The sequence below is a fragment of the Vibrio sp. ZF57 genome (assembly GCF_001691235.1).
Taxonomy (GTDB): Bacteria; Pseudomonadota; Gammaproteobacteria; order Enterobacterales; family Vibrionaceae; genus Vibrio; species Vibrio crassostreae_C.
The window spans coordinates 153,443-166,781 of the sequence record NZ_MAKD01000056.1 but is presented as its reverse complement, the minus strand read 5'-3'; the positions used below and the strand labels follow the sequence as shown (position 1 = coordinate 166,781).

Annotated in this window: 11 protein-coding genes; 7 read left to right on the top strand and 4 right to left on the bottom strand. The window is 45.1% G+C overall.

Annotated elements, in window-relative coordinates; translation table 11 throughout:
- Positions 1-22 precede the first annotated feature (22 nt).
- From deoA to deoD, 3 genes are all read left to right on the top strand, one after another.
- Entirely contained in the window at positions 23-1,351 is a 1,329-nt protein-coding gene (gene deoA / locus A6D97_RS06480; protein WP_017063283.1) for a thymidine phosphorylase, read from the top strand.
- A gap of 76 nt (positions 1,352-1,427) precedes the next feature.
- Positions 1,428-2,648 (top strand): phosphopentomutase, encoded by a 1,221-nt coding sequence (locus tag A6D97_RS06475; RefSeq protein ID WP_065584043.1) that lies wholly within the window; start codon positions 1,428-1,430, stop codon positions 2,646-2,648.
- A gap of 65 nt (positions 2,649-2,713) precedes the next feature.
- On the top strand, positions 2,714-3,433 hold the full coding sequence (gene deoD, locus A6D97_RS06470) for a purine-nucleoside phosphorylase (RefSeq protein ID WP_017063285.1): 720 nt from the start codon (positions 2,714-2,716) through the stop codon (positions 3,431-3,433).
- Positions 3,434-3,560: 127 nt separating this feature from the next.
- On the opposite strand, the gene A6D97_RS06465 is transcribed toward deoD, so the two are convergent.
- Positions 3,561-4,172, bottom strand: a complete 612-nt coding sequence (locus tag A6D97_RS06465) for a YtjB family periplasmic protein (protein ID WP_076655999.1) — start codon at positions 4,170-4,172, stop codon at positions 3,561-3,563.
- Between the two features lie 109 nt (positions 4,173-4,281).
- Between A6D97_RS06465 and serB the strand changes: the two genes are divergently transcribed.
- Positions 4,282-5,262, top strand: a complete 981-nt coding sequence (serB, locus tag A6D97_RS06460) for a phosphoserine phosphatase (RefSeq protein ID WP_017058828.1) — start codon at positions 4,282-4,284, stop codon at positions 5,260-5,262.
- Between the two features lie 122 nt (positions 5,263-5,384).
- Here serB and A6D97_RS06455 read toward each other — a convergent pair whose 3' ends face one another.
- Entirely contained in the window at positions 5,385-7,730 is a 2,346-nt protein-coding gene (locus A6D97_RS06455) for a PilZ domain-containing protein (RefSeq protein ID WP_065584042.1), read from the bottom strand.
- A gap of 161 nt (positions 7,731-7,891) precedes the next feature.
- Here A6D97_RS06455 and radA point away from each other — a divergent pair, with 161 nt between their 5' ends.
- Positions 7,892-9,271, top strand: a complete 1,380-nt coding sequence (gene radA / locus A6D97_RS06450; protein WP_017063288.1) for a DNA repair protein RadA — start codon at positions 7,892-7,894, stop codon at positions 9,269-9,271.
- Between the two features lie 234 nt (positions 9,272-9,505).
- Positions 9,506-11,593, top strand: a complete 2,088-nt coding sequence (gene fusA, locus A6D97_RS06445) for an elongation factor G (RefSeq protein ID WP_017058825.1) — start codon at positions 9,506-9,508, stop codon at positions 11,591-11,593.
- A gap of 213 nt (positions 11,594-11,806) precedes the next feature.
- Here the strand turns inward: fusA and A6D97_RS06440 are convergent, their stop codons facing one another.
- Both A6D97_RS06440 and A6D97_RS06435 read right to left on the bottom strand, forming a co-directional pair.
- Positions 11,807-12,019 carry a VF530 family protein gene (locus tag A6D97_RS06440; RefSeq protein ID WP_012604684.1) on the bottom strand — a complete coding sequence of 71 codons (213 nt, stop codon included), beginning with the start codon at positions 12,017-12,019 and terminating at the stop codon, positions 11,807-11,809.
- A 45-nt stretch (positions 12,020-12,064) separates the two neighbouring features.
- On the bottom strand, positions 12,065-13,015 hold the full coding sequence (locus A6D97_RS06435) for a LysR substrate-binding domain-containing protein (RefSeq protein WP_065584041.1): 951 nt from the start codon (positions 13,013-13,015) through the stop codon (positions 12,065-12,067).
- Positions 13,016-13,118: 103 nt separating this feature from the next.
- Between A6D97_RS06435 and A6D97_RS06430 the strand changes: the two genes are divergently transcribed.
- Positions 13,119-13,325, top strand: a complete 207-nt coding sequence (locus A6D97_RS06430; RefSeq protein ID WP_065584040.1) for a DUF1127 domain-containing protein — start codon at positions 13,119-13,121, stop codon at positions 13,323-13,325.
- The last annotated feature ends 14 nt before the right edge of the window (positions 13,326-13,339 follow it).

The following is a 13,339-nucleotide window of genomic DNA, read 5'->3' as shown; positions in this document are numbered from 1 at the left end:
CACTAGAGTTTGGGAGGCACTAATGTATCTACCTCAAGAAATTATTCGCAGAAAACGTGACGGTGAAGTCCTAACAGCTGAAGAAATTAACTTCTTCATTCAAGGTGTGGCTAAGAACACGGTTTCTGAAGGCCAAATTGCCGCATTCGCAATGGCTATCTTTTTTAATGAAATGACGATGCCAGAACGTATCGCACTAACGTGTGCAATGCGTGATTCAGGCATGGTGATTGACTGGAGCCACATGAACTTTGATGGCCCAATCGTTGATAAACACTCTACTGGTGGTGTTGGCGACGTTACTTCTCTGATGCTTGGCCCAATGGTGGCAGCATGTGGCGGTTTCGTTCCAATGATCTCTGGTCGTGGTTTAGGCCACACTGGCGGTACGCTAGACAAGCTGGAATCTATTCCGGGTTACAACATTACACCAACCAACGATGTGTTCGGTGAAGTAACGAAAGATGCTGGCGTGGCTATCATCGGTCAAACAGGCGATCTAGCTCCTGCTGACAAGCGTGTTTACGCAACTCGTGATATCACAGCAACAGTCGATAACATCTCGCTGATCACGGCTTCAATCCTATCTAAGAAACTGGCTGCGGGCCTTGATTCTCTAGTGATGGATGTAAAAGTAGGTTCAGGCGCATTCATGCCGACTTACGAAGCATCTGAAGAGCTAGCGAAATCTATCGTTGCAGTAGCAAACGGTGCGGGTACTAAAACAACAGCAATCCTAACGGACATGAACCAAGTGCTGGCTTCTTCAGCGGGTAACGCAGTAGAAGTTCGTGAAGCGGTTCAGTTCCTAACGGGTGAATACCGTAACCCTCGCTTGTTAGAGATCACTCTAGCATCGTGTGCTGAAATGCTGGTGCTCGGTAACCTAGCTAAAGACTCAGACGAAGCGCGCGAAAAACTGATGGCAGTACTGGATAACGGTAAGGCAGCAGAGTGCTTCGGTAAAATGGTAGCGGGCCTTGGTGGTCCAGTTGATTTCGTAATGAACTACGATAACTACCTAGAAAAAGCAGACATTATTAAGCCAGTGTACGCGTTAGAAAGCGGTGTGGTATCAGCAATGGATACTCGTGCAATTGGTATGGCTGTGGTTGGTATGGGCGGCGGTCGTCGTGTAGCAACTGACAGCATTGATTACGCAGTCGGTTTTGATCACTTCATTCGCCTAGGTGAAGTAGCAAGTGAAGATAAGCCATTAGCAATGATTCATGCTCGTAACGAACAACAGTGGCAAGAAGCTGCAACAGCATTACAAAATGCAATCACTGTGGGCGGAGAATATACAGCAACGCCAGACGTTTACCGTCAGATTCGTTCTGAAGACGTGTAAATAACAGGTATCGGTATACCTCGCGTATACCGATAAACAGAGTTCTGGTGCAAAGAGCAATAAGTTGGTGAAGAAAATGAAAAGAGCATTTATTTTAGTTTTAGATTCATTCGGTATCGGTGAAACAGCGGATGCAGACAAATTTGGTGATGTAGGTTCTGACACTATGGGCCACATCGCAGATCATTGTGACCAAGGTCTTGCAGACAATGCAGATCGTAAAGGTTCACTGGCACTGCCAAACCTGTCTAAGCTAGGTCTAGCGATGGCTCACAAAGAGTCTACGGGTCGTTTTGCTCCTGGTATGGATGCAGACGCAGAGATCATTGGCGCTTACGGTCACGCTGCTGAGCTGTCTTCTGGTAAAGACACGCCATCAGGTCACTGGGAAATCGCAGGTGTTCCTGTACTGTTTGACTGGGGCTACTTCACCGACAAAGAGAACAGCTTCCCAAAAGAACTGACTGACCGCATCCTTGAGCGTGCAGGCCTGTCTGGTTTCTTGGGTAACTGCCACTCATCTGGTACGGAAATCCTAGATAACCTAGGTGAAGAGCACATGAAGACTGGTCTGCCAATCTTCTATACTTCTGCAGACTCTGTTTTCCAGATCGCTTGTCACGAAGAGACATTCGGCCTGCAAAACCTATTAGACCTTTGTCAGATTGCTCGTGAAGAGCTAGAAGACTACAACATTGGTCGTGTTATCGCTCGTCCGTTCATTGGCCCAGGTAAAGGTCAATTCGAACGTACTGGTAACCGTCGTGATCTTTCTGTTGAGCCACCTGCAGCCACCATTCTTCAGAAGTTGGTTGATGAGAAGGGCGGTAACGTTCACTCAATCGGCAAGATCTCTGATATCTACGCGGGTTGTGGCATCACTCAGAAAACCAAAGCAACAGGTATTCCTGCGCTATTTGAAGCAACCAAAGATGCGATCAATGAAGCAGGCGACAACACTATCGTGTTCACTAACTTCGTTGATTTCGACTCAGCTTACGGCCACCGCCGTGATGTTGCTGGTTACGCAGCGGCACTTGAGTACTTCGATGGTCGCATCGATGAAATCATCGATATGATGAAAGAAGACGATGTGCTTATCCTAACTGCAGACCACGGTTGTGATCCGACATGGCCAGGTACAGACCATACTCGTGAGCACATCCCTGTGATTGTTTACGGTCAGAAGGTTCCAGCCGGTTCTTTAGGCCGTCGCGATACATTTGCTGATATCGGTCAAAGCTTAGCGTCATACTTTGGTACATCGCCAATGGGACACGGTACAAGCTTTCTATAATAGTTAACGAAGAGAGAGGGAAACTTCTCTCTTCTTTTTTTGTTTTGAGATTAAGGATATTTTCAATGGCTACTCCACATATTAATGCTGAAATGGGTGATTTCGCTGACGTAGTTTTAATGCCAGGCGATCCGCTACGTGCTAAATACATCGCTGAAACCTTCTTAGAAGAAGTGGTTCAAGTGTGCGACGTTCGCAACATGTTTGGTTACACCGGTACTTACAAAGGTCGTAAGGTTTCGGTAATGGGACACGGTATGGGCATTCCATCTTGTTCTATTTACGCGACTGAGCTTATCAAAGACTTTGGTGTGAAGAAGATCATTCGTGTGGGCAGTTGTGGTGCAGTGAGCGAAGATATCAAAGTGCGTGATGTGGTGATCGGCATGGGCGCATGTACTGACTCTAAAGTGAACCGTATTCGCTTTAAAGATCATGACTTTGCGGCTATTGCGGATTACAAAATGGTGCGCGCGGCAGAAGATGCAGCCAAAGCTCTCGGTGTCGGCGTAAAAGTCGGTAACCTGTTCTCGGCTGAGCTGTTCTACACGCCAGATCCAGAGATGTTCGAAGTAATGGACAAATACGGCATTGTTGGCGTAGAGATGGAAGCGGCTGGCATCTATGGTGTATGTGCTGAATACGGCGCAAAAGCTCTAACGATCTGTACTGTTTCTGACCACATCAAGACTGGTGAGCAAACGACATCAGATGAACGTCAAACGACTTTCAACGACATGATGGTTATCGCACTAGACTCAGTGTTGCTTGGTGACCAAGAATAATCTTGATTTGTCTTAGCTTGATAAGTTAACAGATAACAAAAAGCCCCGTTGCTGCCTGAGCGTCGGGGCTTTTTATTGGATTGCTGTACTTATTCTGAGTCTAGTATTTATTGTAAGCTTAGTGTGTTTATGAGCTTACATTTTTCAATAGTAAGTTCTCACCAGACTTAGTTGGTCTTCTGCGAATCAGCATGATGAACAACACGCCACTCACAAACCCCATCAACACCATACCGATCATGTAGCGATCACTTTTGCGGTAGTGGTGATCAGAAATCGCCGTCATCTTACCGGTTTCAAAAGTCACTCGAATAAAGCCGATGATCGTTTTCTCTGGAGAATAAATAGGTTCAACTAACTGTTGTCTGCCGATACTTGCTGTTGAAAGTGGTGTATCTAAGCCAAGAACCTCACGTACCGAGAGGGCTTTTTCGCTCGAAGCCAGTCGAATACCCTCTGCATCATAGATGGTGGTATCGAACACCAGTCGGTCTTGAGATAGCTGGTTAGTCAGATCAAGCAATCGCTCTTGGTCTTGTTGCGTGATCATCTTGCTGGCTGAAAGTGATGCCTGAGAGATAAGCAGCTTGGTAAGAGTTTCCAACTGTTTTGCTTGGATCTTCTCGTTACCTTTACTGATCACGACCGTATTTTTAATCGTTACAACGAACATGGTAGCCAACAAAATGAGGGCTAGCATTCGTAAAGCGTTACGTATTGAGAACAATGATTCATTCATGTTTCACGAAGCCTGAAATAAACAAATGTTATGATTAAGACATATTGAGACTTGCGTTTTCAAATTGCAATAGGTTAACGTTTAGCATAGTTAATTAGGAATCATACACATGGACGCTCAGAAATATCTGCCGATAAAAAGGCATACGACATTATTAACTCGACTCCCCGAGACTCGTTTCGCTTCTCAACTCGCTAAATCCAAGGCCAATTGGATTGTGTTTGGTGAGTACCTATCTCCACAATCTTTCGATGACATCGACTTTTTCACTGGCACTTACAACACCATCCTCGATACGTGGAAGGTTGGGCATTATGAAGTGGCTTTGATGTCAGGCAATCTAACGCCAGCACACGAAGAAATCCTCCAAGCGCTAAAGCTTGATTATGCTTGCCTTAGCGAGGTCCCAGACTTATCTAAGCCAGGTTTGATCGTGATGGATATGGATTCCACAGCGATTCAAATTGAATGCATCGATGAGATTGCCAAGCTAGCTGGAGTGGGAGAGTTAGTCTCTGAAATCACAGAACGAGCAATGCAAGGCGAGCTCGACTTTGAACAGAGCCTACGCCAGCGAGTAGGAGCACTGAAAGGTGCGGATGAATCGATATTAGAGCAAGTGCGTCAGTCATTGCCATTCATGCCAGACTTGGTCGGGCTGGTGAATACTCTAAATAAGCTTGGCTGGAAAACGGCGATTGCATCAGGCGGTTTTACTTACTTCTCTGACTACCTGAAAGATACCCTTGATCTAGACCATGCTCAATCAAACACGCTTGAGATCGTCAACGGTAAGTTGACGGGTGAAGTCTTAGGCGATGTTGTTTCGGCGCAGACCAAAGCGGATATCTTGGTAGAGTTGGCTGAAGAGTACGAATTGGAACTACATAATACCGTTGCCGTTGGTGATGGTGCCAATGACTTGGTGATGATGGGCTCTGCAGGTTTAGGCATTGCCTACCACGCAAAACCAAAAGTAGAGCAGCAAGCTCAAACTGCTGTTCGTTACGCAGGTTTAGGCGGTGTGCTGTGTATCTTGTCGGGTGTATTGGCTAAGCAACAGAAGATCAGCTGGCAAGCGAAACCTTAGGGGCTCTACCTAAGTGCTATTGGCTATGTATCTTATTTAGCAATAGTGGCTCAGACACAAAAAAAGCAGGCTATCAGCCTGCTTTTTCAATTTTCATGCTTAAGTTAATACGCCACTCGAGGCTAGCGTGTTAGCTCCAATCGAATCAGCACTTCATCGGTAATGTCCTCTATCTCGCCATAACCGATAAACGCCGTCACCTCATTCTCTAGCTTCTTAGCTTGATGCATACTGATGCGTGAAAGCTCTTCTAAATCCGACTGGAATAAACTCGTTAGCGGATTAAAGATAGGTGCCGTGGTGACTCGCAATACATACACATCACCTAAGTGCTGCGCTTTCTTGATGAATAAGATGCGTTCCTTTGCTGAGGCGAAGTCTTTGACCAACTTGGTGTGTACCGACTGGATTTTGTCGCCAAACTTCACTGCAGCAATGTACACGTCATGATGCTTAGGCTCCGCACCTTCAATTCTTTTTAGTGGCTCAGCCAACAGTGAGTTGGTGTGACCCTTGAAGATTGGCTCGAGTGAGAACTTTTGGTTGTGACCAAGTTTAGCAAGTAACGTTAGATGCTTATTCAGTGGGAAATTCACACCAATGATCTTACAGCGCAGCGTTGAACTTGGCTTATCAATGAATATTGGGTTACTGACCATCTTGCTCAACAAAATGTTGTGCAGTGATTCGAGTAGCGAATGTGTTGGCAGTATCTCTTGCTTCTTAATCAGCTTACTTTGGTTTTGATCGATAAGCCCATTAAGGAAAGCGATGGTACGCATTGTCTTGGCGTTCTCGGCAATAACCAACTGCACGTTGCGACCATTCGGACTCACTCGAATTACGTGGTAAGGCACTGTGCTCAGTGGCAGGTTCTTGTCATAGAGCTGCAGTTCATTGAAGTTCACTAATACCGGATCATTAATCTTGAGTACCATTGGGTGTTCAAGGCTAATGCTCAGTCCACGCTTCGAAATATCTAAGGTGTGTCCGTTCGCCGCTGCGCCATCTTGTGATGTAAGTTGCAACGGTGACTTAAATTGGTATCTCGGCTCTTTACGACGAGTCTGAGAGTCAAAGTAGATGCTTTGACTATTGCCGACGACAGTACGCGGGTGACGGAAGCGGTTCAATTCACTGCTTGGAATGCGTGGCTTTTCACTCAGAAGATAGTCCGCCGCACTTTCGTGATCGCCAATCTCTTGCAAGATTCCGCAATGCGTCAGTTGAGCTGAGCTTTGAGCCAGCGTATCCGAGTGTTTAGCTAATGCTTGTCGCTCAGTGTCTGAAAGTTCGAAAACCGAGAACTTGAACGCCTTCCAACTTTTACGTTTGCCACCGATGTGCCAGAACAGCTGTCTTTGTTCACGAGAGGCTTCAGGCAGCATCATTGAATAGAACAAGGTCTTGTTTTGGTGTTCATGGGTAAAAGAGTAGATAACGTTACTGGTTCCCTTCACTCCTGGTTTCGCCAACAGGTTCATACGTTGCTCGTTGAACAGGGTACCCAGCGCTTGTTGATTTCGTTCGTCGTGCCAATATTGCCATAATGGATGGTTGTTATCCGTCAGTAGGGCAAGCTTTAGTTCGCTGCCGCTGAAAAACAGGGGTAGGTTACAAGTATGCTTTAGATAGGTATGTTCGATTCCTCGAGTACGAGTTCGAATAATCCTATCTTGATTCTCATGGCTGGTTTTCTTACTGGTGCTATTTAAAGACTCATCGAGTAAGCGAGCCACAATATTGTTGTCGCTTACCTTGATGGTTCTTAGAAATTTGACCGCGTTGTTCTCATAAGATTCGTCGATACCCAAAACACGAAATTCAACCGCTTGGTTAACATCGTTTTCTTGGGACTTTTCGATAAGCTCTGAGAACTTAACGCTGATGATCTCGCCGAGGTTGTATCGAAAGGCGCTCGGTACTTTGAACTTTGCACCCGACGGGGAGATATCAACCGTTACACCATGTAGGCTTTGCCCTTTCGATGTGGTGATCTCGACCTGCGAGCTAATCTTGAGTCTGTTCTCTTGGCGTTTTAAGTCGTAACCTAGGTTAATAGCTTCCGCTTCGTACGGGCTATTGGCGCTAGTAATGTCGTGGTTACCTTGAGAAGATGTTTTAACAACGCTCAGAGGCTGAGTTCGCGGAGTCATTACTAACTCCCATGCGCCTTCTGTGTAACCTTTAAACTTTTTCGTACCACGTTGATATGCGTTTAAAGCGATATCATCGAGCCAGTGCTTACGGCCATCGAGAGTGAACTGACGACACTCATTATCAATACGCCCGCGTAAATCAATGCTCTTTGTACACGGAGCCATGATACGATTCAGTTCCATTTTAACGAGCAGCTTCAGAGACGGCGATTCCCCTTCTGTCATTTGAGAAAGAAGGAATTCGAAATCTTCGGCGTGGTAAGCCGGGATTAAACGTTCTGCTACAGATAGAATTTCAGATTGCTGCATACTTTTCTTGTTAGAATGGACGGTGCGTTTATGTTATCGACTAGTTTAAATCGATCTTTAAGTATAAGTGGTATGACTGCAACTTTTATTTTTATCCGTACGGTCAAATAAGTCACAAATTGACAACATCATTGTGTAATTGAGTAAATTATTGAGGTTTTATGGCGAAGGCAAAGCGAGCTTATGTGTGTAATGACTGTGGTGCCGATTTTCCACGTTGGCAGGGGCAGTGCAATGCATGTGGTGCTTGGAACACGATTACAGAAGTTAGGTTAGCCGCTTCACCTCAGGTCGCACGTAATGAACGATTGAGTGGTTATGCGGGCGGTGCAACTGAATCTTCGGTTCAAACGCTGTCAGAAATCGATCTGCAAGAAGTCCCACGTTTTAGCAGTGGCTTTAAAGAGCTAGACCGCGTACTTGGTGGTGGTGTCGTACCGGGTGCTGCGATCCTGATTGGTGGTAACCCAGGCGCGGGTAAATCAACACTATTATTGCAGACCATGTGTCAGCTCTCTTCTCAACTGCCGACTCTTTATGTAACAGGTGAAGAATCTTTACAGCAGGTTGCAATGCGCGCCTCTCGACTTGGATTACCAAAAGAGCACCTAAAGATGCTCTCTGAAACCAACGTAGATAAGATCTGTCAGGTTGCTGAAAAAGAACAGCCAAAGATCATGGTTATCGACTCGATCCAAGTTATGCACGTTGCGGATGTTCAATCTTCTCCGGGCAGTGTTGCACAGGTTCGTGAATCGGCAACCGCATTAACGCGCTACGCAAAACAGAATAACGTTGCTGTGTTCTTAGTTGGACACGTAACTAAAGACGGCACCTTAGCAGGGCCAAAAGTACTTGAGCACATTATTGACTGTTCTGTTTTATTAGATGGCGGAACCGATAGCCGTTTTAGAACGCTACGCAGCCACAAAAACCGTTTTGGTGCAGTGAATGAACTGGGTGTGTTTGCGATGACAGGCCAAGGGCTAAAAGAAGTCAGCAACCCATCCGCTATCTTCTTGTCTCGTGGTGAAGAAGAAACCTCGGGCAGTTCTGTCATGGTGGTGTGGGAAGGGACGCGTCCACTTCTTGTCGAAATCCAAGCGCTGGTGGATTATTCACAGCTGGCTAACCCACGTCGCGTCGCTGTCGGCCTAGAGCAAAACAGGCTTTCTTTGTTATTAGCGGTGCTGCATAAACACGGCGGCTTACAAATGGCTGACCAAGATGTGTTTGTGAATGTCGTCGGTGGTGTTAAAGTAACCGAAACCAGTGCTGATCTTGCGCTGGTGATGGCTCTACTTTCTAGTTTCAGAGACCGCGCATTACCAAAAGATGTGGTGGTATTTGGAGAAGTAGGCCTAGCGGGTGAGATTCGACCTGTACCGAGCGGACAAGAGCGTTTAAATGAAGCATTTAAACACGGCTTTAAGAAAGCGATTGTACCGGCGGCTAACATGCCTAAAGGTGGCATTCCAGGAATGCAGATCCACGGTGTGAAAAAATTATCGGAAGCAATTAATGCTTTTGATGAGTTGTAATTGAACTCACTTCAGCTACTCTATACTGCAGCAATTCAGCCTAACCTTAACGCCGATTAGGCTTTAGGTTAGCACTATAATTAACAATCATTTAGATTGTTACTACTGAGTGCCTTTTTCTATATGTTAGAAAAAGGCAAAGTTTTTTAGTCCCAAATGCATGCAAAGCTATCAGTCTTCACAGATTGTGATATACTCTGCGCGCATTTTATATCCTATTAACAGAGTAAGACAATGGCAGATTTATCGAAATACAGAAACATTGGTATTTTCGCGCACGTTGATGCGGGTAAAACAACTACCACTGAGCGTATCCTTAAGCTAACTGGTCAAATCCACAAGACTGGTGAAGTACATGATGGCGAATCAACGACTGACTTCATGGAACAGGAAGCTGAGCGCGGTATTACTATCCAATCAGCAGCTGTAAGCTGTTTTTGGAACGATCACCGTCTAAACGTTATCGATACTCCTGGACACGTTGACTTCACAGTTGAAGTATACCGTTCTCTTAAAGTTCTTGATGGCGGTATCGGTGTATTCTGTGGTTCTGGTGGTGTTGAACCTCAATCAGAAACTAACTGGCGCTACGCTAACGAATCAGAAGTATCTCGTCTGATCTTCGTTAACAAACTAGACCGTATGGGTGCAGACTTCTACAACGTTGTTGACCAAGTTAAAAACGTTCTAGGTGCAACTCCTCTAGTAATGGTTCTACCAATCGGCCGTGAAGACGAGTTCGTTGGTGTTGTAGACCTACTAAGCCGTAAAGCATACGTTTGGGATGACACTGGTCTTCCTGAAAACTACGAAATCAAAGATGTTCCAGCGGACATGGTTGATGACGTTGAGCAATACCGTGAAGAGCTAATCGAAACTGCTGTAGAGCAAGACGATGACCTAATGGAAGCTTACATGGAAGGTGAAGAGCCTTCTATTGAAGACGTTAAGCGTTGTATCCGTAAAGGTACTCGTGATATCGCATTCTTCCCAACGTTCTGTGGTTCTGCGTTCAAGAACAAAGGTATGCAACTTATCCTTGATGCTGTAGTAGATTACCTACCAGCACCAACTGAAGTTGACCCTCAGCCTCTAATGGATGAGAACGGTGAAGAAACTGGCGAACACGCTATCGTTTCTACAGATGAGACTTTCAAAGCGCTTGCATTCAAAATCATGGATGACCGCTTCGGTGCTCTAACTTTCGTTCGTATTTACTCTGGTAAACTGAACAAAGGTGACACGATTCTTAACTCATTCACTGGCAAGACTGAACGTGTTGGCCGTATGGTTGAGATGCAAGCTGATGACCGTAACGAACTAACTAGCGCACAAGCTGGTGACATCATTGCGATCGTTGGTATGAAGAACGTGCAAACTGGTCACACTCTATGTGATCCTAAGCACCAAGTAACGCTTGAGCCAATGGTATTCCCAACTCCAGTAATCTCAATCGCTGTATCTCCAAAAGATAAAGGCGGTTCTGAGAAAATGGGTATCGCTATCGGTAAAATGGTTGCAGAAGATCCATCTTTCCAAGTTGAGACTGACGAAGAGACTGGCGAAACTATCCTGAAAGGTATGGGTGAACTTCACCTAGACATCAAGGTAGATATCCTTAAGCGTACATACGGCGTTGACCTAACTGTAGGTGCTCCTCAAGTTGCTTACCGTGAAACTATCACTCAAGCAATTGAAGATAGCTACACGCACAAGAAGCAATCTGGTGGTTCTGGTCAATTCGGTAAGATCGATTACCGTATCAAACCAGGCGAAGCAGGTTCTGGCTTCAAGTTCAACTCTGTAGTTGTGGGCGGTAACGTTCCTAAAGAATTCTGGCCTGCAGTTGAGAAAGGCTTCGCATCTATGATGGAAAACGGCGTACTAGCTGGCTTCCCAACTCTAGACGTTGAAGTTGAACTTTTCGATGGTGGTTTCCACGCAGTCGATTCATCTGCTATCGCATTTGAAATCGCAGCGAAAGGCGCATTCCGTCAATCTATGCCTAAAGCTGGCGCGCAACTTCTTGAGCCAATCATGAACGTTGACGTGTTCACTCCAGACGATCACGTTGGTGATGTTATCGGTGACCTTAACCGTCGTCGTGGCATGATCAAAGATCAACAAGCTGGCGTTACTGGTGTTCGTATTAAAGCTGACGTACCTCTTTCTGAGATGTTCGGCTACATCGGTCACCTACGTACTATCACTTCTGGTCGTGGCCAATTCTCTATGGAATTCGCACAATACGCACCATGTCCAACTAACGTTGCTGACGAAGTGATTGCAAAAGTTAAAGCAGAAAAAGAAGCTGGTAAGTAATTAGCCCTTTTCTCAATTAGCTAAAAAAGCCCCGCAAGTGAAAGCTTGCGGGGCTTTTTATTGCTTGTAACATACGATGCGAGAGATGCGAGAGATGCGAGAGATGCGAGAGATGCGAGAGATGCGAGATGTGATATTGATATGGCCCCTAAAAAGTAGACACAGGGGTTGTCCCGTATTTAATCAACACGGGACAGATAAAGTAGGGAGAGATTAACGCTTTAAGTCGATGTAAATCTGCTCTACCTTGGTACGAGCCCAATCTGTTTTACGCAAAAATTTTAAGCTCGATTTAATGCTCGGGTCTTTTTTAAAGCAGTTGATGTTCACCATGTAACTCAACTCTTCCCAACCGTAATGTTCAACTAATTCAGTCAGTAGCTTCTGTAGAGTGATACCGTGAAGTGGATTATTGTCTTGTGTCATGAGATGTTCTCGCCATTTATTTGAGCTAAGTATACCAGTTTCGCTTTATGAATTATCCGACCATTTGAGTTCGTAATCGGTGTGGATAATCGAAAGCTCTTCTCTACCTGTATCACCAAACAATTTAACTTGAGTCTGCATCCATTCTTCGAAGCGTTTTATCTTTTCTCGATGGAAGTAACCTGGAGGCGCGCATAAAAAGTAATTGTATTTAGGCTTCAGCGCGATATTACCGATTCGGACGAGTTTCTTTTCCTGCAAATAGCGATACACCAAGCTGTGCTTAACCAAGGCAACGCCCTGAACGGATAATGCACCCTCTAAAACAAAATGTGAGCCGTCAAATTGCAATGATGAACGTCCTGCCTTCGCCCCAGCAACGTCTAACCATAGATTCCAATCCATATCAGGCCAACGGTCTTCAATTAACTCTGCTTTATGCAGATCGCTGATGTCATAGATTCCATATTTTTCTTGATAGATAGGATGACAGACAGGGTAAACAACTTCGTCCATTAACCAACGTGATTCAATATTTGGGTAGTTACCATGACCATATCGAACACAGACATCGACAGCTGAGTCTTCAAAGGTAACCAGTTTGTTGGTCGGTTCTATTAACATAGATAAATCTGGGTGACGGTCGCGGAAGTCGCCAATTCTAGGCACTAACCAATGTTGTGCAAAAGAGGGTACGGTCGAAATCGATAACTGAGTGGGGTTGGGGTCTTGGTTTATTCGTCTTACTCCATCTTGAATATGAGCAAAGCCTTTCTTCGCTTGTAGATAGAGCACTTCACCTTCATGAGTTAATACTATTTTTCGGTGCTGGCGAATAAACAGGTCTGCGCCTAACCATTCTTCAAGTTGGCGAATTTGTTGGCTGACTGCTGCAGCCGTGACAAATAGCTTTTGTGCTGCGAGCTTGAAACTGCCAGTTTCAGCCGCCGTGTAAAAGTAATAGATCCCTTGGAATGGTGGGGTTCGTTCTCTCACATTAGTTTTCCTTAACTGAATGCCAGTATCTATCGTTTGTCGATGTTGCTCTGTTGGTCGATTATTGACCATAACAAAGCAAAAGATCAACAGGAGAAAGGCTATGAATACGATCACAGCAACAGCAAATACCAACCATTCATTTTTATCATCATTATCAATTAAGAAATTCTATTCTAAATTAGACCTGTACTTTCAAAATCGTAGAACCAGAAAGCAACTGTCTGAGCTACCCGATTATTTACTGAGAGATATTGGGATTACGTCGGAACAAGTCGAGAAAGAACTGAAGAAGTCATTTTGGGAGTGATTCAAGGCAACGTA

Coding starts and splice junctions, on each gene's coding strand:
- deoD (WP_017063285.1), top strand. CDS start 2,714: ATGGCTACTCCACATATTAATGCTGAAATGGGTGATTTCGCTGACGTA.
- A6D97_RS06455 (WP_065584042.1), bottom strand. CDS start 7,730: ATGCAGCAATCTGAAATTCTATCTGTAGCAGAACGTTTAATCCCGGCT.
- radA (WP_017063288.1), top strand. CDS start 7,892: ATGGCGAAGGCAAAGCGAGCTTATGTGTGTAATGACTGTGGTGCCGAT.
- A6D97_RS06430 (WP_065584040.1), top strand. CDS start 13,119: ATGAATACGATCACAGCAACAGCAAATACCAACCATTCATTTTTATCA.
- A6D97_RS06440 (WP_012604684.1), bottom strand. CDS start 12,019: ATGACACAAGACAATAATCCACTTCACGGTATCACTCTACAGAAGCTA.
- A6D97_RS06475 (WP_065584043.1), top strand. CDS start 1,428: ATGAAAAGAGCATTTATTTTAGTTTTAGATTCATTCGGTATCGGTGAA.
- deoA (WP_017063283.1), top strand. CDS start 23: ATGTATCTACCTCAAGAAATTATTCGCAGAAAACGTGACGGTGAAGTC.
- A6D97_RS06465 (WP_076655999.1), bottom strand. CDS start 4,172: ATGAATGAATCATTGTTCTCAATACGTAACGCTTTACGAATGCTAGCC.
- serB (WP_017058828.1), top strand. CDS start 4,282: ATGGACGCTCAGAAATATCTGCCGATAAAAAGGCATACGACATTATTA.
- fusA (WP_017058825.1), top strand. CDS start 9,506: ATGGCAGATTTATCGAAATACAGAAACATTGGTATTTTCGCGCACGTT.